At 65.2% G+C, this 19831-nt stretch carries 22 protein-coding genes; 15 read left to right on the top strand and 7 right to left on the bottom strand.

The features are described 5' to 3' along the window. Positions 1–9 precede the first annotated feature (9 nt). The 5 genes from WBP07_RS07730 to ilvD all read left to right on the top strand — a co-directional run bounded on the left by WBP07_RS07730 (position 10) and on the right by ilvD (position 6015). Entirely contained in the window at positions 10–1659 is a 1650-nt protein-coding gene (locus WBP07_RS07730) for an electron transfer flavoprotein-ubiquinone oxidoreductase (protein WP_395395274.1), read from the top strand. Between the two features lie 180 nt (positions 1660–1839). Next, a complete protein-coding gene (locus WBP07_RS07725) occupies positions 1840–2664 on the top strand; it encodes a 4-(cytidine 5'-diphospho)-2-C-methyl-D-erythritol kinase (protein ID WP_395395272.1) in 825 nt (274 codons plus the stop codon). Further along, on the top strand, positions 2661–3401 hold the full coding sequence (locus tag WBP07_RS07720) for an N-formylglutamate amidohydrolase (protein WP_395395270.1): 741 nt from the start codon (positions 2661–2663) through the stop codon (positions 3399–3401). The genes WBP07_RS07725 and WBP07_RS07720 overlap by 4 nt, the downstream gene beginning before the upstream one ends. Before the next feature lie 54 nt (positions 3402–3455). After that, positions 3456–4022 (top strand): DUF805 domain-containing protein, encoded by a 567-nt coding sequence (locus WBP07_RS07715; protein ID WP_395395268.1) that lies wholly within the window; start codon positions 3456–3458, stop codon positions 4020–4022. Between the two features lie 136 nt (positions 4023–4158). Then, positions 4159–6015: a dihydroxy-acid dehydratase gene (gene ilvD, locus WBP07_RS07710; protein WP_395395266.1), complete on the top strand. Its 1857-nt coding sequence runs from the start codon at positions 4159–4161 to the stop codon at positions 6013–6015. A 162-nt stretch (positions 6016–6177) separates the two neighbouring features. Here the strand turns inward: ilvD and WBP07_RS07705 are convergent, their stop codons facing one another. After that, a complete protein-coding gene (locus WBP07_RS07705; protein ID WP_395395264.1) occupies positions 6178–6453 on the bottom strand; it encodes a hypothetical protein in 276 nt (91 codons plus the stop codon). A gap of 203 nt (positions 6454–6656) precedes the next feature. On the opposite strand from WBP07_RS07705, the gene WBP07_RS07700 reads away from it, so the two are divergent. Genes WBP07_RS07700 through WBP07_RS07690 form a run of 3 tightly spaced genes read left to right on the top strand, consistent with a single transcriptional unit; the run spans position 6657 to position 9611 of the window. Next, positions 6657–6959 (top strand): hypothetical protein, encoded by a 303-nt coding sequence (locus WBP07_RS07700; RefSeq protein ID WP_395395262.1) that lies wholly within the window; start codon positions 6657–6659, stop codon positions 6957–6959. Next, positions 6931–8343, top strand: a complete 1413-nt coding sequence (locus WBP07_RS07695; RefSeq protein WP_395395260.1) for a bifunctional ADP-dependent NAD(P)H-hydrate dehydratase/NAD(P)H-hydrate epimerase — start codon at positions 6931–6933, stop codon at positions 8341–8343. The genes WBP07_RS07700 and WBP07_RS07695 overlap by 29 nt, the downstream gene beginning before the upstream one ends. Beyond that, positions 8340–9611 carry a class I SAM-dependent RNA methyltransferase gene (locus WBP07_RS07690; RefSeq protein WP_395395258.1) on the top strand — a complete coding sequence of 424 codons (1272 nt, stop codon included), beginning with the start codon at positions 8340–8342 and terminating at the stop codon, positions 9609–9611. Before WBP07_RS07695 ends, WBP07_RS07690 begins: the two co-directional genes overlap by 4 nt. 23 nt (positions 9612–9634) lie before the next feature. Here WBP07_RS07690 and WBP07_RS07685 read toward each other — a convergent pair whose 3' ends face one another. From WBP07_RS07685 to WBP07_RS07660, 6 genes are all read right to left on the bottom strand, one after another. Further along, complete coding sequence (locus WBP07_RS07685) at positions 9635–9898, bottom strand: hypothetical protein (RefSeq protein ID WP_395395256.1); 264 nt, start codon at positions 9896–9898, stop codon at positions 9635–9637. Positions 9899–9930: 32 nt separating this feature from the next. Continuing rightward, positions 9931–10167, bottom strand: a complete 237-nt coding sequence (locus WBP07_RS07680; protein WP_395395254.1) for a hypothetical protein — start codon at positions 10165–10167, stop codon at positions 9931–9933. A 61-nt stretch (positions 10168–10228) separates the two neighbouring features. After that, positions 10229–10651, bottom strand: coding sequence for an MAPEG family protein (locus WBP07_RS07675; RefSeq protein WP_395395252.1), 423 nt, complete (start codon positions 10649–10651; stop codon positions 10229–10231). Positions 10652–10713: 62 nt separating this feature from the next. Then, positions 10714–11691 carry a threonine/serine dehydratase gene (locus WBP07_RS07670; protein WP_395395250.1) on the bottom strand — a complete coding sequence of 326 codons (978 nt, stop codon included), beginning with the start codon at positions 11689–11691 and terminating at the stop codon, positions 10714–10716. A 64-nt stretch (positions 11692–11755) separates the two neighbouring features. After that, positions 11756–12361, bottom strand: a complete 606-nt coding sequence (locus tag WBP07_RS07665; RefSeq protein WP_395395754.1) for a class I SAM-dependent methyltransferase — start codon at positions 12359–12361, stop codon at positions 11756–11758. 41 nt (positions 12362–12402) lie between these two features. Beyond that, positions 12403–13626: a DUF3419 family protein gene (locus tag WBP07_RS07660; protein WP_395395248.1), complete on the bottom strand. Its 1224-nt coding sequence runs from the start codon at positions 13624–13626 to the stop codon at positions 12403–12405. A 327-nt stretch (positions 13627–13953) separates the two neighbouring features. Here WBP07_RS07660 and WBP07_RS07655 point away from each other — a divergent pair, with 327 nt between their 5' ends. The 7 genes from WBP07_RS07655 to WBP07_RS07625 all read left to right on the top strand — a co-directional run bounded on the left by WBP07_RS07655 (position 13954) and on the right by WBP07_RS07625 (position 19797). Beyond that, positions 13954–15165, top strand: a complete 1212-nt coding sequence (locus tag WBP07_RS07655; protein WP_395395246.1) for a saccharopine dehydrogenase family protein — start codon at positions 13954–13956, stop codon at positions 15163–15165. Beyond that, positions 15165–15575, top strand: a complete 411-nt coding sequence (locus WBP07_RS07650) for a hypothetical protein (RefSeq protein WP_395395244.1) — start codon at positions 15165–15167, stop codon at positions 15573–15575. Before WBP07_RS07655 ends, WBP07_RS07650 begins: the two co-directional genes overlap by 1 nt. Positions 15576–15585: 10 nt before the next feature. Then, a complete protein-coding gene (locus WBP07_RS07645) occupies positions 15586–15936 on the top strand; it encodes a DMT family protein (protein ID WP_395395242.1) in 351 nt (116 codons plus the stop codon). Continuing rightward, positions 15933–16514: an alpha/beta fold hydrolase gene (locus WBP07_RS07640; RefSeq protein ID WP_395395240.1), complete on the top strand. Its 582-nt coding sequence runs from the start codon at positions 15933–15935 to the stop codon at positions 16512–16514. The genes WBP07_RS07645 and WBP07_RS07640 overlap by 4 nt, the downstream gene beginning before the upstream one ends. Positions 16515–16562: 48 nt before the next feature. Next, positions 16563–17018 carry a hypothetical protein gene (locus WBP07_RS07635; protein ID WP_395395238.1) on the top strand — a complete coding sequence of 152 codons (456 nt, stop codon included), beginning with the start codon at positions 16563–16565 and terminating at the stop codon, positions 17016–17018. 7 nt (positions 17019–17025) lie between these two features. After that, positions 17026–18204, top strand: coding sequence for a carboxynorspermidine decarboxylase (locus tag WBP07_RS07630; RefSeq protein WP_395395236.1), 1179 nt, complete (start codon positions 17026–17028; stop codon positions 18202–18204). Positions 18205–18585: 381 nt separating this feature from the next. Further along, positions 18586–19797, top strand: a complete 1212-nt coding sequence (locus WBP07_RS07625) for a type III PLP-dependent enzyme (RefSeq protein ID WP_395395234.1) — start codon at positions 18586–18588, stop codon at positions 19795–19797. Positions 19798–19831: the final 34 nt, after the last annotated feature.

Below are 19831 nucleotides of genomic sequence, written 5' to 3'. Positions count from 1 at the left end.
GGGACTGCCATGATTGAACGTGAAGAGATGCCTTACGACGTTGTGATCGTCGGCGGTGGCCCTGCGGGTCTGTCCACGGCGATCCGGCTCAAGCAGGTCGATCCCGAACTGACAGTCTGTGTGCTGGAGAAGGGCTCGGAAGTGGGCGCGCACATTCTTTCGGGCGCGACGATCGATCCCAAGGCGCTCGACGAACTGCTGCCGACCTGGCGCGAGGATGGCTGCCCGCTGGCGGAAACCCCGGTGACGGACAACCTGCACTGGCACCTGACGAAGAAGAAGAAGTTCGCGCTGCCGCACTTCATCCAGCCGCCTTTCATGTCGAACGACGGCAACTACACCGGATCGCTCGGCAACCTCTGCCGCTGGCTGGCCGAACAGGCCGAGGCGCTGGAGATCGAGATCTTCCCGGGCTTCCCGGCGGCCGAGATTCTCTATGACGATGCCGGTGCCGTGATCGGCGTGCAGACCGGCGACATGGGCGTCGACCGCGAAGGCAATCCCAAGGGCGACTTCCAGCCGGGCATGAACCTGCTCGGTAAGTACACCGTGTTCTGCGAAGGCGCGCGCGGTCACCTGACCAAGCGCCTGAAGGCGAAGTACAATCTGGAAGCCGATTGCCAGCCGCAGATCTACGGCCTGGGCATCAAGGAACTGTGGGACATCGATCCCGCCAAGCACGTTCCCGGCCGCGTGATCCACACGCAGGGCTGGCCGCTCAGCGAGAACAACGCCTGGGGCGGCGGCTTCCTGTATCATCAGGCGAACAACCAGGTCGCGCTCGGCTTCGTGACCGCGCTCGATTACCAGAATCCCTACGTCTATCCGTTCGAGGAATTCCAGCGCTGGAAGCAGCACCCGGAAATCCGCGCGATCCTGGAAGGCGGCAAGCGCGTCGCCTACGGTGCGCGCGCGATCAACGAGGGTGGCTGGCAGTCGGTGCCGCAGCTGGCCTTCCCGGGCGGCGTGCTGGCGGGTTGCTCCGCCGGCTTCGTCAACGTGCCGCGCATCAAGGGCACGCATACCGCGATGAAGAGCGGCATGCTGGCGGCCGAGGCGATTGCCGCCGCGATCAAGGCCGGCCGCGAGCAGGACGCGCTGACCGAATACGATACGGCCGTGCGCGAAAGCTGGATCGCCAAGGAACTGAAGCTCGTCCAGAATGCGGAGCCGATGGTGGCGAAGTGGGGCGGCGAGCTGGGCACGATCCTGGCCGGCGCGGACATGTGGCTGCGCACGCTGTTCGGCTTCGGCCTTGCCAAGCCGATGAAGCATCACACCGATGCCTCGTGCACGCAGCGCGCCGATCTCTACCAGCCGATCGCCTATCCCAAGCCGGACGGGGTGATCAGCTTCGACCGCCTGACCAGCGTGTCCTACTCGTTCACCAACCACGAGGAAGATCAGCCGTGCCACCTGCGGCTCAAGGACCCCACGGTTCCCACCGCGATCAACCTGCCGGTCTATGCCGGGCCCGAGGCGCGGTACTGCCCGGCGGGCGTCTACGAATTCGTCGATCCGGATGGTTCGGGTGCGAAGCTGCAGATCAACGCGCAGAACTGCGTCCACTGCAAGACCTGCGATATCAAGGATCCGACGCAGAACATCGAATGGGTCACCCCAGAAGGCGGCGGCGGACCGAACTACCCGAATATGTGATGTGCCAGTCCTCCCCGGTACGGGGAGGTGGCAGTCCGAAGGACTAACGGAGGGGATTCTCCGCAAACACCGACGTCCGCGCCGTGGCGAGAATCCCCTCCACCATGCTTTGCATGGTCCCCCTCCCCGTGCCGGGGAGGACACTTGCGCCGGCGGCGCTGGCATCGCATGGACGGTGCGATGATTTCGGAAACCGCCTACGCCAAGATCAACCTCGCGCTCCACGTCCGCCGGCGTCGCGAGGATGGCTATCATGAGCTGGAAACGCTGTTCGCCTTCGTTGACGCGGGAGACGAACTGACGGCCACGCCCGCCGAAGCCGACCGCCTGACCACCCACGGTGAGTTCGCCGCGAAGATCGACGACCCGTTCGGCAACATCGTCGCCAAGGCGCTGACGGCGTTGCCGCATGGCCAAGGAGCGAGAGCGGGCTGGTCGGTCGATCTCGAAAAGCGCCTGCCGGTGGCGGCGGGGTTGGGCGGAGGCTCGGCCGACGCAGGTGCCGTGTTCCGCATGGTCGAGCGTATGCATGGCCTGCCCGAAGACTGGCACGCCCGCGCGGCGAAGCTGGGCGCGGACGTTCCGGCCTGCGTGCTCTCACGCCCCTGCATCGGCACCGGCACCGGCACCGATCTGGCCGAAGTGGCCGCAAACGATCTTGCCGGCTGCCCGATACTGCTGGTCAACCCGCGCTTGCCGGTGCCGACCGGGCCGGTGTTCAAGGCATGGGACCAGATCGACCGAGGGCCGATGCCGACCGGCTCCTTGCGCGAAATCGCCCTGAACGGCCGCAACGATCTGGAAGCACCGGCCATCGAAATCTGCCCGACGGTGGCCGATGTTCTGACCGCGCTGCACGACACAGCGCCGTTCCTCGCCCGCATGTCCGGCTCCGGCGCGACCTGCTTTGCGCTCTACGAGAGTCAGGAAGCCTTAAGCCAGGCAGCGGCAAGGATCGCTGCAACCCGCCCCGATTGGTGGCAATTGTCCGGGAACCTGCGTTGATTACCGAAGCATATCGCCTGCTGGGCACTCCGCGCGCCGGTGGCATCCTGATCGTTGCCGACCACGCCTCCAACCGCGTGCCCGAAGGCGTGGACCTGGGCATCGCCGCCGAACTGCTGAACCGCCATATCGCCATCGACATCGGCGTTGCCGGCGTGGCCGAGCGGATGGCCGCGGACAGCGCGAACGGCGATATCGCCGCATGGCTCGCCAACGTCAGCCGCCTCGTCTGCGATTTCAACCGCGATCTCGACGCGCCCGGACTCCTGCCCGAAGTGTCGGACGGTCACGAAATCCCCGGCAACGTGCTCTGCGCCGAAGGGCGCACCGCCCGTCTGGCGCAGTACTTCCACGCCTATCACGACGATCTGGAAGCCCATCTCGTCGCGGCCGAACCGGCGCTGATCCTGTCGCTGCACAGCTTTACGCCTGCACTGGCGACCTGCGACAAGCCGCGCCCCTGGCATGTCGGCGTGCTTTACAACGAGGACGACCGCGCCGCGCGCATCGCCATTCCGCTGCTGGAGGCGGAGGGCCTCGTCGTCGGCGACCAGCTTCCCTATTCGGGCAAGGTCCTGAACGCGACGATGAACCGCCATGCCGAAGCGCACGGCCGCCCCTACCTCGGCATCGAGATCCGGCAGGACCAGATCGCCGATGCCGACGGGCAGGCACTATGGGCTGAACGCATGGCCCGCATCTGCCATCAGGTCGCCGCCGCGCTGCAGGGCGCCTGACTTGTGAAGCGATTGCGGCAAGGATAGTCTCTCGATCACAGATCGGGGGACGTCATGATCGGCTATCATCTTGTACGGCTTGCGAAATTCTCGGGCCGGGAAGTGCGCGCGAAGTTCTGGCCCTGGGTTGGGATCGTGATCGGCCTGAACTTCCTGGCCACTTTCGCGGTCATGCTGCCCAGGGTGTTCGACACGGTGACCCGGATGCAGCAATTCGTGCGCGAGCATCCCGATCAAGCCACGGTCACCTCGGGGCCGGGCCATTACGAGATCGCCATCCAGGGCAATCACCCCGAACTGATGCCCGACATCGGCGGGCTGGCGGCGACGATGGAGGGGCTGATGGCCGTCACCATCGTCCTGCTCGCCGCGGCCGTGGCGCGCCGGCTTCATGACACCGGCCGCGCCGGCACATGGGGGCTGCTGCCGCTGCCGTTCCTGTTCTTCTCCTTCGCGCAGATGCCCAAGCTCTTCACGGCGGCGGAGCCGGACATGAGCCTGTTCGGCCTGCTGTTCGTCAGCAACCTTTGCTATCTCGGCGCGCTGGGCGTCCTGGTGCTGCTGCTTGCCCGGTCCGGAACTGCGGGGGAGAACCGCTACGGACCGCCGCCGGAACTCTGATCTCGCACGATCCGAAAAGCAAAAAGCGTATTTCCGGAAATTTTATGCCTCGCAAAACCCCCGCACATCGCGTAGGGGCGCGGCAAGACGGTCGCCATCGCGCGCCGCCCCCATGACCAATTCCGGAGTTCGCACAATGCCCGCCTATCGTTCACGCACTTCCACCCACGGCCGCAACATGGCGGGCGCGCGTGGCCTCTGGCGCGCGACGGGCATGAAGGATGCGGACTTCGGCAAGCCGATCATCGCGGTGGTGAACTCGTTCACGCAGTTCGTGCCCGGCCACGTCCACCTGAAGGACCTGGGCCAGATGGTCGCGCGCGAGATTGAGGCGGCCGGCGGCGTCGCCAAGGAATTCAACACCATCGCGGTGGATGACGGCATCGCCATGGGCCATGACGGCATGCTCTATTCGCTGCCCAGCCGTGACCTGATCGCGGATAGCGTGGAATACATGGTCAACGCCCACTGCGCGGACGCCATGGTCTGCATCTCCAACTGCGACAAGATCACGCCGGGCATGCTGATGGCCGCGCTGCGCATCAACATTCCGGTTGTCTTCGTTTCGGGCGGACCGATGGAAGCGGGCAAGGTCGTGCTGCGCGGCAAGGAGCAGGCACTCGATCTGGTGGACGCCATGGTTGCCGCCGCCGACGAAAGCTACACGGACGAGGAAGTCCAGGCGATCGAGCGTTCGGCTTGCCCGACTTGCGGTTCCTGCTCGGGCATGTTCACCGCCAACTCGATGAACTGCCTGACCGAAGCGCTGGGCCTCTCGCTGCCGGGCAACGGCTCGACCCTGGCGACCCACTCGGATCGCCAGCGGCTGTTCCTCGAAGCCGGCCGCCTCGCGGTGGACCTGTGCCGCCGCTATTACGAGCAGGAGGACGAAAGCGTCCTGCCGCGCGCCATCGCCAGCTTCGGCGCGTTCGAGAACGCCATGAGCCTGGACATCGCCATGGGCGGTTCTACCAACACCGTGCTCCACCTGCTGGCCGCCGCCGTCGAGGCGGGCGTGGACTTCACGATGGAGGATATCGACCGCCTCAGCCGCAAGGTGCCGTGCCTGTCCAAGGTCGCGCCCGCGAAGAACGACGTCCACATGGAAGACGTTCACCGCGCCGGCGGCATCATGGCGATTCTCGGCCAGCTCGACCGTGCGGGCCTGCTGCACACCGACTTGCCGACCGTCCATGCCAAGACGCTGGGCGACGCGCTGAACCATTGGGACATTTCGCGCACCAACGCGCCTTCGGTGCAGGAATTCTTCAAGGCCGCGCCGGGCGGCGTGCCGACGCAGACCGCCTTCAGCCAGAGCCGCCGCTGGGAAGAACTCGACCTCGACCGTGAGAACGGCGTGATCCGCAGCAAGGAGCACGCGTTCAGCCAGGACGGCGGCCTTGCCGTGCTCTACGGCAATATCGCGCAGGACGGCTGCATCGTGAAGACGGCCGGCGTGGACGATTCGATCCTGAAGTTCACCGGCACCGCGCGTGTCTACGAATCGCAGGACGCGGCGGTCGCGGGCATCCTTGGCGGTCAGGTCGGCGCGGGTGACGTCGTCGTCATTCGCTACGAAGGGCCGCGTGGCGGGCCGGGCATGCAGGAAATGCTCTATCCCACCAGCTACCTGAAGTCGAAGGGCCTCGGCAAAGCCTGCGCGCTGCTGACCGACGGTCGTTTCTCGGGCGGCACGTCGGGCCTGTCGATCGGTCACGCATCGCCGGAAGCGGCTGAGGGCGGCGCCATCGGCCTTGTCGAGAACGGCGACACGATCGAGATCGACATCCCCGGCCGCACCATCAACCTGATGGTTTCGGACGAGATTTTGGCGCATCGCCGCGCTCAACAGGAAGCGCGCGGCGCCGATGCATGGTCGCCGGTCCACCCGCGTCCGCGCAAGGTTTCGGCCGCGCTTCAGGCCTATGCGGCGATGACCACCAGCGCCGCCAAGGGCGCGGTGCGCGATGTGACGCAGCTCAAGCGGAAGTAAGGTTCAAAGGGGGGGGGCATGGGGCGCCGCGCGTATCCATGCTCCCTTTTCCCAAAATTCATCCCAATCTCGTCATTGCAAGCGTGACGAAGCAATCCAGCGGCGGTTCCTCGTCGCACTGGATCGCTTCGCCACGCTCGCAATGACGACTGGAAAGGGAGCCTATCCGTCGCTGACGGGGACCAGCCGGACGGCTTCGTCCACCATGTTCTGCCAGGCGTCATGTACATCGCTGATGCTGACGGTCAGGCCGCGATCCTTTTTCAGCAGGTGTTCGCCGGCAAGGCACATTCCCGGCGTGGGAACCCGCAGCGCCTTCACGACTTCCCGCGCGGTTTCCTTGAATTGCTCGCGATCTTGTGGGGTCAGGGTATTCCAGTCGTCGGTTCCGTGTTCGGCTTTCGCCAGAGCCCGGGCGGCGCGTTCGATAAGCGGCATCGTTATGCTCTCCCTCGACAGAATTCGGGTAGCCTAACATTGGATTGGCCCTTGTGTAAGTGTGCCATTCTCGGGCTGCGGCGGACGGACGCTTGCTGTCGGCCGGAAAGTCCTTGTAGCGAAAGGGGATGGCACGCTCGCTCATCGCTATCGCCCTCGTTATGGCCCTCGCTGCCTGTTCCTCGCCTAAGGAGGCACCAAAGGTGGCGGAGGGGGATGAGCATATTCCCTGCGCCGTCTCCGGTTCCGGCGAACTGAAGCCGATCTGCGCGGTGGAGCGAATCCAGGGCGCGGATGGCCTCACTTTGCTGGTCCGCCATCCGGACGGCGGCTTTCGCCGTTTTACGGTGGTGAACGACGGGCGCGGACTGGTGGTTGCCGATGGGGCGCAAGTGGCGGTAACAAGGCTGGAAGGCGACAGGCTCGACCTCTCCGTCGGGGCCGACCGCTATGTGTTCCCGGCGACGAGGAAATCCCATGCCCCACAGGCTGCTCCCCCAGAATGACCAGATCCTGACCGTCGCGCAGATGCGCGCGGCGGAAAACGCGCTGATCGCGGCGGGTTCCTCGGTAGAGGCGCTGATGCGGATCGCCGGGCTGGGTGCGGCGGAATGGGTCTGGCGGGTTTCGGCGGGACGGTCGGTCACCGTGCTTTGCGGGCTCGGCAACAATGGCGGCGACGGCTATGTGATTGCCGAGGCCATTCGCGAACGGGGCGGGCAGGTGACCGTGGTTGCGGGGGGAGAGCCCCGCACGGATGCCGCGCGCGACGCCCGCTCGCGCTATCACGGCGCGGTCCTGGGGGCGGATGCCGAGGCGCATGGCGATGTCTTCGTCGATTGCCTCTACGGCAGCGGCCTGACGCGTCCGCTCAATCCCGGGGATCTGGCGCTGCTGTTGCGGTTGGCACGGGCGCATCACCATCGCATCGCTCTGGACCTGCCGAGCGGCGTTCAGTCGGACACCGGGATGCTGCTCAATCAGGGTCTGCCCGGCTACGATGCGACACTGGCGCTGGGCGCCTGGAAATTCGCGCATTTTCTGATGCCGGCAACGGCCATGATGGGCAGGTTGCGGCAGGTTCCGATCGGCGTTGCGCCCGTGGATGGGGCGGCGGTTGCATTGGCCAAGCCCCGGATCGGAGTGCCAGCTGTCGATGCGCACAAGTATAGGCGCGGGCTGCTGGCGGTCGTCGGCGGGGCGATGCCGGGCGCGGCGGTGCTGGCCAGCTTGGCCGCGCAGGGGGCAGGGGCGGGCTATGTGAAGCTCTTTGCCGACAGCAAGCGCAATGTGCCGGCCGATCTGGTGGTGGATCAGAGCGCGCTGATCGATGTGCTGACCGATGACCGCAATACGGCGGTGCTGGTCGGGCCGGGCCTTGGCCGCGACACTACCGCGCGGGAGCGGCTGACGATCGCGCTGGCGGACCGGGTTCCGGCGGTGGTCGATGCGGACGGGCTGGTGCTGCTCGGCCCGCGCCACCTCACCGAGCGGGGCGGGGCGACGGTGGTGACTCCGCATGAGGGGGAATTGATGACGCTGGAGCGCGCCTTCGATTGCGAAGGCACCGGCAGCAAGGCCGAGCGCGCTGTTGCACTCGCCAAAGCGGGCGGCATGATCGTCGTCGCCAAGGGGCCGGACACGGTGATCGCCGCGCCGGACGGGCGGATCGCCTGCGCCTCGCGCGCGACTTCGTGGCTTTCGACGGCGGGGACGGGCGATGTGCTGGCCGGGTGCATCGCCAGCCGCCTTGCTGCCGGAGTCGCGGGATTTGCGGCGGCATGCGAGGGTGTCTGGCTGCATGGAGAGGCCGCGCGGCGCTGTCCGCCGGCGTTTACCGCCGGTCAGCTTAGACAAATGGTCCCGGCTGCGCTAGCGGCCTGCCTGTGACCACAGAAACCGAAGAAATTCCCGAAACGATTCTGCGCATCGCCGCCAAGGGCGATGGCGTAACCGCATCCGGCCGCTTCGCGTGGGGCGCGGCGCCGGGCGACCTGCTGCATGAAGACGGCACCCTGGAATGGGGGCCGCATCATATCCAGCCGGTCTGCACCCATTTCGGCCGCTGCGGCGGCTGCCAGCTTCAGCAGCTGGACGAGGAAACGCTGGCGGCCTTCGTGGAAGGGCGCGTGGCTAATGCCTCCGCCTCTCAGGAACTGGGCGCGGAAACGATCGCGCCGCCGTACCTCTCGCCGCCGCATGCGCGCCGCCGCGTGTCGTTGCGCGCCGAAAGCTCCGGCGGGCGCGTGGCCATCGGATTCCGTGAGGCGAAGTCCCACCGATTGGTCGAGTTGGAAGAATGCCCGGTCATGGCGCCGGAGCTGTTCGCGGTGCTGGGCCCGCTGCGCAAGCTGCTGATCACCATGGGCAAGGCCGCTCCGGCGAAGAAGGGCCGCCATGGCAAGCCGGGCAAGCACCAGCAGACCCGCATGGCCGCCGATATCGAGATGACGCTGACCGACCAGGGCGTCGATCTGGGCGTGAAGGGGCTGACCGCAGAGGGGCTTTCGGCGACCGAGGCGATGCTCGATTTTGCGCGCGAACATGGCCTTGCGCGTTTGACCATGGATGGCGGCTACGGTTTCGAGACCGTGTGGGAGCCGGTGCCGGTTACAGTCACGCTAGGTGCCGTTCATGTACCGCTTCCGCCGGGGTCGTTTCTGCAGGCGACCGTCGATGGTGAGGAGGCGCTGGTTGCCGCGACCAAGACGTGGCTGACGGGCGCGGCGACAGTGGCGGACCTGTTTTCGGGCCTCGGCACTTTCGCGTTGGCGCTTGCCGGGCCGGAAACCAAGGTTCTGGCCGCCGAAGCCGCCCGCGACGCGCATCTGGCTTGCAAATCCGCCGCGGACCGCGCGCAACTGCCGGTTTTCAGCGCGCACCGGGACTTGTTCCGCAACCCGCTCCAGCCCGACGAACTCAGCAAGTTCGATGCGGTGGTGCTGGACCCGCCGCGCGCCGGTGCGCGCGAGCAGGTGGATTGCATCGCCGATTCCAGCGTGGGCCGGGTGGTCTATATCTCGTGCAATCCGTCAAGCTGGTCGCGCGATGCGGCACGCTTGATCGAGGCGGGCTTCAGGCTGGTGGAACTGCGCCCGGTGGGTCAGTTCCGCTGGTCCACCCACGTCGAACTGGCAAGCTATTTCGAGCGCGGCTGAGGTCATACCTCAGCCACTTGGCGTCAGTCGCTCTCTTGCGCCTTCGCCATCATGTCCATGAAGTCCCGCGCGGCGTTGCGATCGTCCTCATTGTCGAACGCAACGTCCAGATCGGGCGAGGCGCCGAACATGTAGAGCAGGGACCACAGCGCGAAGCGCCGCGCGCGGTCCTTCTCCATGCCCAGGTCCACGCGCATCCGGTCCAGCCCGGTTTCCAACGTGATGGGCGCGATGGTCGCAAGATCGTCGGTGCCGAAGTAGCGGCGAAGCTGGTCGTCGAAATCCATGAACCCGCCTTAGCAGCGATCAGGCCGAAACGTCACGCGTTCCCGTCGCTCTCGGTCTCATCGGCATTGCAGGACAGCAACTGGTAGATCACCGCGCCCCACGCGCTGCCGATCACGCCGACGAAGAACAGCGACCAACTGAGGTTCCAGCTAGTTTGCATGACCTTGTTGACGAGGACCGCTAAGGTCAGGACAAGAAAACCCACCTCCAGAACGAGGACGGCCCAACATACCGGCGCACTGGCCAATTGCCGACGAACTGTCTTCACGCAGCATCTCCCGAACTACGCGCTCCCACCGGGGAAGCGTACTCCCGTCCGGAAGTTTCGTCTAGAACATCGCAAGCGCTGCGCGAGCGACCAGAAACATCAGGCAGAAGCTGGAAAGCGCATAGAGCGCGAAGCGCGGCACCATCTGGTTGAAGGTGGTCTGCACGATCGAATGCAGCACCCGGAACACGACATAGGCCCAGGCCACTTGCGTGTTCAGCCCGTCCCCCAGCCGCAGGAATGCCAGGGTGAGCGATATCGCATAGAATATCACCGGATCCTGCAGCAAGTGACGGTAATTGTGGGCTTTCCATTCGACCTGCGGCGGCAGCACATGGTCGAGGGAGACGTGGGGATCGTCGATCAACTCTTCCGGATCGACTTTCCCGAACGAGGAAATGCGCGATCCGTAGAGCCAGAACCACATCACCATGGTCCAGGCCGCCAGCGCGACCGCGGGTTGCAGGATTGCCACTCCAGTCATTGGACGCTCCCTTGCTTTCCAAGGGAGCGTCCGCCGCGCTGGCCCTCTTGTCAATCCAGTACTTAGGCGTTTCCGGCCAATACCTTGGCGAAGGCTTCCGCATCGGTATTGCCGCCCGAAAGCACAACGGCGGTGCGGTCGGTCAGTTCCACCTTGCCGGCCAGCACGGCGGCCAGCGCCGCCGCGCCGCCGGGCTCGATCACCAGACGCAGCTTGGCGAAAGCTAGGCGCTGCGCCGCGCGCACTTCGGCGGGTGTGGCGATCAGACCGAAGGGGCAGCGCGCCTTCAGCACTTCGAAATTCACCGGCCACGTCGCGGGCGTTTGCAACGCGTCGCACGCGGTGGGTGGCGCGTCGGCGGCAACGCGCTGGATCTCTCCGCTCGCAAGGCTGCGGCAGACGTCGTCCCACCCCTCGGGCTCCACCGGGATCACGGCCGCGTCGGGCAGGGCGAGCGCAAGGCCCGCCGTCAGCCCGCCGCCACCGCAAGGGGTGACGATCAGGTCGGGGCCATCAAGGCCAAGTTCGGCCATCTGAGCGGCGATCTCGATGGCGACGCTACCCTGACCCTCAATGATCCAGGGGTCGCCAAAGGCATGAACCAGCGTTGCGCCGCGCTCTGCACAGAGGCGCTGCGATACTTCGTCGCGATCCTCGCCGCCGGGGCGGTCGTACAGCACGACTTCGGCGCCCAGTGCGCGGGTATTGGCCAGTTTCACTTCCGGCGCATCGGTCGGCATGACGATGGCGGCGGTGATGCCCAGCCTCTGCGCCGCCCAGGCGACGCCCTGTGCGTGGTTGCCGCTGGAAACGCCGACGACGCCGCGCTGGCGCTCCTCATCGGAAAGCGCGGTCAGGCGGTGCCAGGCGCCGCGGATCTTGAAGGCGCCGACCGGCTGGAGGCTTTCGGCCTTGCACCAGATCGTGCGGCCTTCGACTTCCAGCGGCAGCAGCGGCGTGCGCGGCAGGATTGCCGCGACTTTGGTAGCGGCTTCGATGACCCCTTCGCGGGTCGGGCGGCGGTGTGGAATTGCGTTCATGGCGATCGGCATAGCCGCAACTGTGCCCGCCGGCATAGCCGCAACCATGTTTATCGGCGCAGCCTTAGCGAGCGAGGCGCACCATCTGGTAATAACCGAACGGACCGCGCGTGAATTCCACCGAGAGCCCGCGATCGCCGGCAATTCGCGCGGCCGTGATCGGCAGGTCCAGCCGGGGGGTGACGTGGAATTTTTCCAGCCAGCCCCGCAGGCCCGCCCGCAAGGGGGAAGGCAGGCCCGCGAGGTCGCCGAAATCGACGGCATGAAGCACGCCGCCGGGGGAAAGCGCCGCCACCGCACGCGATAGCGCATCCTGCCAGCCGGGGATCATCGACAGTGTGTAGGATAGAAAAATGCGGTCGAACCCTTCGCGCCCGAACAGCGCCTGGGGATCGAAGCGAGTGGCGTCACCAGGAACTAGCACGGCCTGCTCGCCAAGCCGCTTGCGCGCGTTCTTCAGCATCTCGCTGGAGATGTCGAAGCCGTGCAGGGCCACGCCGGGACATGCTTTGCGGGCGAGTTCCAGATTGCGCCCGGTGCCGCAGCCCACTTCCAGCACCGCCATGCCCGGCGCGGCGTCAAGCTCGCGGATCAGCCGGTCACGACCGAACAGGTAGTACTTGCGCGTCAGGTCGTAGATGTGGCGTTGGCCGCGATAGACGCGGTCCATCAGTGCGGCATGGTCGGCGGGAAGGGCGGTCTCCGACACCGTCAGTCCTTCAACACGTAAAGGTGGACGCCGCCGTAGATCGAGGAGCGATCGCCCTCGGTCGCCGCGCGCGATTCCTCTTCGCGATAGTCCCAGCGCGACAGGATTTCCTCAGGCACGCGGCCCGGCAGCAGCGTGGGTTCGGCGGCAGTGCGGAACAGCACGCGCGAGCCGGGGCGGGCGGTGCGGGTGATCTCGCTCCACAGCTCGGTCAGTTGCGCGTCGCTCATCCAGTCCTGCGCGTCGAGCAGGATATAGCGATCGAACGAGGCATCTGCGCTGTCCTGAAGCACTTGCGTGAAGCTTGCGTGGCGAAGCGTCAACCGTTCCAGCCGCTCACGCACCTGGGCAACATTGCCTTCCTGAAGATAGGGCGGCAGGGGAGCCTTGGCTTCGCGGCCGTAGCCGCGCCCGAAGGCCTGCCACGCGAAGTAGTTGTCGTTCAGCGGGAAGTGGCAGGCCAGCTTTTCAAGGCGCGCACGGAGCACGTCCGCCATGCGCTGGCCACCGGCGAGCGCGTCATATTGCGCGGGCGGGATGCCGAGACCGAAGAGCGAGGCGGGCTGGTCGGTGAGCCACCGCACCAGTTTGCGCTCGAAGATCGGCGCGAAGCGTTCGTCGAACACGCGGCGTTGTTCTTCGAGGGTTTCGGCGCCGAGAATCTCGCTGGGGTCGATCTTGTAGAGCTTGGCGAGGACATGCGCCGCGCCGATGAAGTGGCCCAGCAACCCGCGCTTGTAGATGCCGCGCGTGAAACCCTTGATGCGCTGGCGGCCGACCAGATCGCGGCCTTCCCAGTAGCGACGAGTTGCTTCGTCGAGGTGCGGGGCCAGCTTTTCGCGGTAGATACGGGCGTTTTCGGGCTTGTCGGCTTCGGCGATGAAGCTGCGCAGATCGGCATATTCGGTCAGGTTGCGGATCGCGGCGATCTTCAGGCGGCCCAGCGCGATGTGCGCGGTGTTGAGATCCACGCAGGTGATCGCGGCCGGATTCGCGGTGAGGTAGGAAAGCGCGTTGCAGCTGCCGCTGGCGATCGTCAGCACGCGGCTGTCCGGACCGATCTGCAGCGCCGCCATGTCCGCTACCGGGTCTTCCCAGATCTGCGCGTAGACCAGGCCCTTGAAGGCAAGCGCGAAAGCCTTGTCCAGCAGGCGGGCGGCGCGGGAGGATTCCGAGCGGACGACCGCTCCCTCGATAAGATCGGAAGCAGGGCGTGCGTGTGGCATTGGTAGTGGTCCCCCGGTGCCAGTTCGGCGTGTCGTGGCGGCAATGCCTCTGCCCGGTGACCGGGTGATGACGGGATGATGGCTGTTTATGACAGTCCCGCCGGCCAGCGGTGACGGTCGAAAGCGGCAGCGGAGCGGGCTTCGGCGGGCTTTCGCGAACGGGGCGTGAGGTCGGGCGGATAAAGGCTGCGACGCGGTTCCGGCAAGGTAGGGCAATTGGGTATTGAAACAGAGACCTTGCTGGCTGCAAACGCATAGAGTTGAGTTGTCACACGAGGGCACTATATGCGGCCCTTTCGCGGCTTGCGCGTTCAAGGAGATAGAGTGGTGAGCAAGGTTCTGGTGATCGGCGCAGGTGGCGTCGGTTCGGTCGCGGTCCACAAGATGGCGATGAATCCGGATATCTTTTCCGACATTCATCTCGCCAGCCGCACGGTTTCCAAGTGCGAAGCGATCGCCGAATTGGTGAAGCAGCGCACCGGCGTGACGATCAGCACATATGCGATCGATGCCGACGATGTTGAGGCGACCTCGGCGCTGATCCGCTCGATCGGCCCGAAGCTGGTCGTCAATCTGGCGCTGCCCTATCAGGATCTTGCGATCATGGACGCGTGCCTTGCCACCGGCACGCACTACATGGACACCGCGAACTATGAGCCCAAGGACGTGGCCAAGTTCGAATACCACTGGCAGTGGGCCTATCAGGAGCGCTTCAAGCAGGCTGGTCTGATGGCGCTGCTGGGTTCGGGCTTCGATCCGGGCGTTACCTCGGTCTTCGCGATGTGGCTGAAGAAGCACAAGCTGAAGACCATCCGCACGCTGGATATTCTGGACTGCAACGGCGGCGATCACGGTCAGGCCTTCGCGACGAACTTCAACCCGGAAATCAACATCCGCGAAGTCACCGCGCCGGCGCGCCACTGGGAAAACGGCGAATTCGTCGAAACCCCGGCGATGGGCGTGAAGCAGAGCTTCGACTTCGAGGCCGTCGGCCCGAAGAACATGTACATGATGTACCACGAGGAACTGGAAAGCCTCGCCAAGTTCATCCCGGAAATGGAGCGCGCGCGCTTCTGGATGACTTTCGGTGACGAGTACATCAAGCACCTCACCGTGCTGCAGAACGTCGGCATGACGCGCATCGATCCGGTGATCTACAACGGCGTGGAAATCATTCCGCTCCAGTTCCTGAAGGCCGTGCTGCCCGAGCCCAGCTCGCTTGGCTCGACCACCAAGGGCAAGACCAACATCGGCGATATCGCGACCGGCGAAGCGCTGGACGGTTCGGGTGAGAAGACGTTCTACATCAAGAACATCTGCGACCACGAAGATGCCTATGCCGAAACCGGCAACCAGGCGGTCAGCTACACCACCGGCGTTCCGGCGATGATCGGCGCGGCCATGATCCTGACCGGCGCATGGTCGGGCGAGGGTGTGTTCAACATGGAGCAGTTCGATCCCGATCCCTACATGGACATGCTGAACAAGCACGGCCTGCCGTGGACGGTCGAGGAACTCGACGGACCGCTGGCGTTCTGATGCGCGGGCTGTGGACCGTTCTCGCGGGCGCATTGGCGCTTGCCGCCTGCGCGCCGCAGGACGGTCCCCAGCCGCCTGTTGCGCCGACTGGCGCGCCGACAGGGGAAACTTCGCAGCCCGGCGGTTTTGCGCGCGAGATGAGCGCGGCAGACCGGGCTGCGTGCGAACAATCCGGCGGCACCGTGCAGCGGCGCGGCCGGATCGGCACGGAGCAGTGCGTCCGCCGCTTTGCCGATGCCGGGAAGACCTGCACCGACAAGTCGCAGTGCGAGGGCAAATGCGTGGCGAGCGCCGGTGCAGTCTCCCCCGATAAGCCCGCCGTCGGTCAGTGCCAGGCGGATGACAAGCTCTACGGCTGCTATGCCGAAGTCCGCGACGGCAAGGCGCCCGCCGCGATCTGCGTCGACTGAGACATTACCGATGAACTGGAATTTCGTAGCGCCGGTTGCTCTTCTGGCGGGCTCCAACCTGTTCATGAACACCGCCTGGTATCTGCACCTCAAGATGCCGGGCAAGGCGCTGTGGGTGGCTGTGGCGATGAGCTGGGGCATCGCCTTCTTCGAATATTGCCTTGCGGTGCCGGCCAACCGGATCGGCAGCCAGGTCTACTCGTTGGGCCAGCTGAAAGTGCTTCAGGAGGCGTTTTCGCTCACCGCCTTCGTGCTGGTGGCATGGGCGCTGTTCGGGCAGAAGCCGGGGTTGAACGAGATTGTCGGTTTCTCGCTGGTGGGGGCAGGGGCATGGTTCATCTTCAAAGGACCGTTCGGATGAAGCGCGCGTTGGCGGCCGTTCTGGCCTGCTGCGCGCTGACATCGCTGGCCCATGCTCAACCGGCTGATCCTTATGCGCCCGGCCGCGCGGTGATCGCCGATATCGATCGCATCGTTGCCGCGAAGGGCGTGGATGAGACGCAGATCGTCACGCTTGGCGGCGCAAAGCAGGTCGTCAACATTCGCGGTGCCGATCGCGGCAATCCGATCCTGCTGTTCATCCACGGCGGGCCCGGCGCAGTGGAGATGCCGATCGCCTGGGCCTTCCAGCGGCCCTGGGAAGACTACTTCACCGTCGTCCAGTGGGACCAGCGCGGGGCAGGGCGATCCTATCCGCTCAACGATCCCGCGGCACTGGCGCCGACGCTCACGCTGGAGCGCTATCGCGACGATGCCATCGAACTGATCGCGTGGCTGCAGAAGCGCTACGGCAAGCGCAAGGTGGTCGTTCTCGGTCATAGCTGGGGATCGGCTGTGGGCATGGCAGTGGCGGCGAAGCGGCCCGATCTCCTCCACGCTTATGTCGGGCTAGGCCAGATCATCGATTTCAAGGAGAGCGAGCGGCGCGGCATGGCCTGAACCATTGCCGAGGCGAAGCGGCGCGGCGATGCCAAGGCGGTCGCCGCCGTGGAGGCGCTGCGCCCCTATCCCGATCAGGGCTTCACCATCGAGAAGGCCGACGGCTGGCGCCAGTTCGCGATTCCCTACGGCTCACTGGCCTGGGGGCGTGAGAACGCGGATTTCTACCTGAAGGCGCCGCGCCTTTCGCCGCTTTATACACCGGACGACATCAAGGCCTGGGGCCAGGGATCCGAATATACGGTTACCCGCCTCTGGCCGCGGCTGGCCGATGTCAGCTACACCAAGCTCACCCGCATGAACGTGCCGGTGGTCATGATGATCGGTCGCCACGACCATACCACCGACGCCGCATTGGCCGGCGAGTGGATGGACCACTTGCAGGCGCCGTCGAAGAAGACCATCTGGCTGGAAAATTCGGCCCACCTCGGAATGATCGAGGAGCCGGGCAAGGTCTTCGCCGTCTTGTTGCGCGATGTCCTGCCTTTGACCGAAAAGGACTGAACTCGTCATGGAAACCCGCGCCGGCGATCCGGGAGCCTTCGTTCACTTCGACCTGTCGCGCGTCGACAGCCCCAGCTTCGTGGTCGATGCCGCGAAACTGCGCGAAAACCTGCGCATCCTTGCCGACATCGGCGAGCGTTCGGGCGCCAAGGTGCTCTCCGCGCTCAAGGCCTTCTCGATGTGGTCCACCGCGCCGATCGTGGGCGAGTACCTCGACGGCGTCTGCACTTCCGGCCTGTGGGAAGCGCGGCTTGCCAGCGAGTTCTACGATGGCGAGATCGCGACCTATTGCGCGGCCTACAAGGCGGAAGACCTCGACGAGATCCTGCGTCTGTCGGACCATGTGATCTTCAACTCGCCGATGCAGATCGAGCGCTTCTGGGAGCAGATCGAGGCTGCCCGCGCGCGCGGTGAGGACTTCGACATCGGGCTGCGCGTCAATCCGATGCACCCCGAAGGCGAAGTGCCGAAGTACGACCCCTGCGCGCCGCATTCGCGCCTGGGCTTCCCGATCGACCAGTTGACCGAGGATCACATCGAGATGATCGACGGCATCCACATGCACACGCTGTGCGAGCAGGATTTCGAACCGCTGCGCCGCACCTGGGACAAGGCGTTCGACTATCTCGAACCCTTCTTCGGCCAGTTCAAGTGGATCAATCTGGGCGGCGGGCACCATATCACCCGCGCCGATTACCAGCGCGACGAGCTGGTGGAATTCCTGATCGATCTTCAGGAAGACACCGGGGCCGAAGTCTATCTGGAGCCGGGTGAGGCCGTGGCGCTCGACGCCGGCATCCTGGTCGGCAGCGTGCTGGACATCGGGCACAACGGCATGCCGGTGGCAGTGGTGGACATCTCGGCCACCTGCCACATGCCCGACGTGATCGAGGCACCCTATCGCCCCGCCATGCTGGGCGAGCGCGAGGATGGCGACGGCCAGCCGGTGCGCCTTGGCGGGCCGTCCTGCCTCGCGGGCGATGTGATCGGCGACTATGTTCTGCCCGAAAGGCCGGAGCCCGGCATGCGCTTCGCATTTCTGGACCAAGCGCATTACTCGATGGTCAAGACCACGACCTTCAACGGCGTTCCGCTGCCGTCGATCTGGCTGTGGGATTCGGAATCGGACTCGCTCGAATGCATCCGCCGCTTCGATTACGAGGATTTCCGCGCCCGCCTGAGCTGATGGGAAAGGTGCACGAAGGCGGGGTGGTTCGTCCATCCCGCTTCGGCCCATCCTGCCTTGATCTCGGCCGGTCCCGAAGGGGGCGAGTCGGGTCAACCCGATCGTGCCTTACTGCGTTTTAACCGTGAAGTGTTGGGCAAGGGCCTTTTGCGTAATGCCTATAGGGTCTTCCCTTAACTATCGGACCAGTCAGGATAAATCTGGACTGGCAGGTGCTTGCGGGTGTCTTGAATGACCCTTTTGTGACGTTTTCATGAAAGGGGTATTTTTTCACTTGCGATTCATCTGCTCAGCCCTATATCCGGCCCCTCGCTGCCCCATGGGGACTTCCAAACCGCAAGGCAGCTTTTCGCTAACAATTCCGTTTGGGGGTCCCTTGAGTTGCTCGAACATCTTGATGCACCGGCCGTAGCGCGCACCCTCGCGCCTGACGAACCAGTTATCCTCAATCGCCCGCATGCTGCTGCGCGCGCTGCTCGTTTCTTCGCCACGAAGTTTCCGGGCAAGTCGCTCTATGCCGTAAAGGCGAACCCCTCGCCGGATCTCATCCAGATCCTGTGGGACAATGGGATCACGCATTTCGACGTAGCCTCGATCGGTGAAGTCCGCATGGTCCGCAAGACCCTGCCGGACGCGACCCTGTGCTTCATGCACCCAGTCAAGACCGCGAGCGCGGTTCGCGAAGCCTATTTCGAACATGGCGTGCGCACCTTCAGCCTCGACACCATCGAGGAAGTCGAGAAGATCGTCGAAGCGACCACCGATCAGGCGGGCAATCAGGCGACCGACCTGCGCCTCTGCGTGCGTCTTCGCGTTTCGTCCGAATATTCCGAGCTGAGCCTTGCTTCCAAGTTCGGCATCGATCTGGCTGACGCCGGCCCGCTGCTGCAGGCTACCCGCCAGGTGGCCGACTGGCTGGGCGTGTGCTTCCATGTCGGTTCGCAGGCGATGACGCCGTTTGCCTATGTGCAGGCGCTGGAGCGCGTGCGTGCGGCGATCGCCGACGCGGGCGTCGTTATCGACATGATCGACGTCGGTGGGGGCTTCCCCTCGGTCTATCCGGGCATGGAACCGCCGCCGCTGGAAGATTACTTCCAGATCATCCACCGCCACTTCGAAGCGCTGCCGATCGCGTACAACGCCGAACTGTGGTGCGAGCCGGGCCGTGCGCTCTCCGCCGAATACAGCTCGATGATCGTCAAGATCGAGAAGCGTCGCGGTGACGAGCTTTACATCAACGAGGGCGCCTATGGCGCGCTCTACGATGCGGCGCACGTGGCATGGCGTTTCCCGGTTGCCTGCATCGCGCGTGACGGCCAGCGTTCGGAGGAACTTCAGGAGTTCTCGTTCTACGGCCCGACCTGCGACGATGCGGACTTCATGGAAGGCCCGTTCATGCTGCCGGCCGACATCAAGGCGGGTGACTGGATCGAAGTGGGCATGCTGGGCGCCTATGGCGCGGCCATGCGCACCGCGTTCAATGGATTCGGCACCGGCGATGTGGTGACCGTTTCGGACGAGCCGATGGCGAGCCTCTACAGCGGCGACCGCAAGGATCCGCGCGTTTCGGACAACGTCGTCTCGCTTCGCTGAGCGTAGGCAGATCGAACAGAGAAAAGGCCCCCGG

The sequence above is a fragment of the Novosphingobium oxfordense genome (assembly GCF_044029435.1).
Taxonomy (GTDB): domain Bacteria; phylum Pseudomonadota; class Alphaproteobacteria; order Sphingomonadales; family Sphingomonadaceae; genus Novosphingobium.
The sequence above is the reverse complement of the archived record's forward strand: the minus strand, read 5'-3'. Positions and strand labels throughout refer to the sequence as shown.

Bases quoted from the DNA above. Each gene is read 5' to 3' on its own strand.
- WBP07_RS07660 (WP_395395248.1), bottom strand. From the start codon at position 13,626: ATGCCACACGCACGCCCTGCTTCCGATCTTATCGAGGGAGCGGTCGTC.
- WBP07_RS07695 (WP_395395260.1), top strand. From the start codon at position 6,931: ATGCCCCACAGGCTGCTCCCCCAGAATGACCAGATCCTGACCGTCGCG.
- WBP07_RS07665 (WP_395395754.1), bottom strand. From the start codon at position 12,361: ATGGACCGCGTCTATCGCGGCCAACGCCACATCTACGACCTGACGCGC.
- WBP07_RS07650 (WP_395395244.1), top strand. From the start codon at position 15,165: ATGCGCGGGCTGTGGACCGTTCTCGCGGGCGCATTGGCGCTTGCCGCC.
- WBP07_RS07640 (WP_395395240.1), top strand. From the start codon at position 15,933: ATGAAGCGCGCGTTGGCGGCCGTTCTGGCCTGCTGCGCGCTGACATCG.
- WBP07_RS07730 (WP_395395274.1), top strand. From the start codon at position 10: ATGATTGAACGTGAAGAGATGCCTTACGACGTTGTGATCGTCGGCGGT.
- WBP07_RS07675 (WP_395395252.1), bottom strand. From the start codon at position 10,651: ATGACTGGAGTGGCAATCCTGCAACCCGCGGTCGCGCTGGCGGCCTGG.
- WBP07_RS07725 (WP_395395272.1), top strand. From the start codon at position 1,840: ATGATTTCGGAAACCGCCTACGCCAAGATCAACCTCGCGCTCCACGTC.
- WBP07_RS07685 (WP_395395256.1), bottom strand. From the start codon at position 9,898: ATGGATTTCGACGACCAGCTTCGCCGCTACTTCGGCACCGACGATCTT.
- WBP07_RS07705 (WP_395395264.1), bottom strand. From the start codon at position 6,453: ATGCCGCTTATCGAACGCGCCGCCCGGGCTCTGGCGAAAGCCGAACAC.
- WBP07_RS07630 (WP_395395236.1), top strand. From the start codon at position 17,026: ATGGAAACCCGCGCCGGCGATCCGGGAGCCTTCGTTCACTTCGACCTG.
- ilvD (WP_395395266.1), top strand. From the start codon at position 4,159: ATGCCCGCCTATCGTTCACGCACTTCCACCCACGGCCGCAACATGGCG.
- WBP07_RS07645 (WP_395395242.1), top strand. From the start codon at position 15,586: ATGAACTGGAATTTCGTAGCGCCGGTTGCTCTTCTGGCGGGCTCCAAC.
- WBP07_RS07670 (WP_395395250.1), bottom strand. From the start codon at position 11,691: ATGAACGCAATTCCACACCGCCGCCCGACCCGCGAAGGGGTCATCGAA.
- WBP07_RS07715 (WP_395395268.1), top strand. From the start codon at position 3,456: ATGATCGGCTATCATCTTGTACGGCTTGCGAAATTCTCGGGCCGGGAA.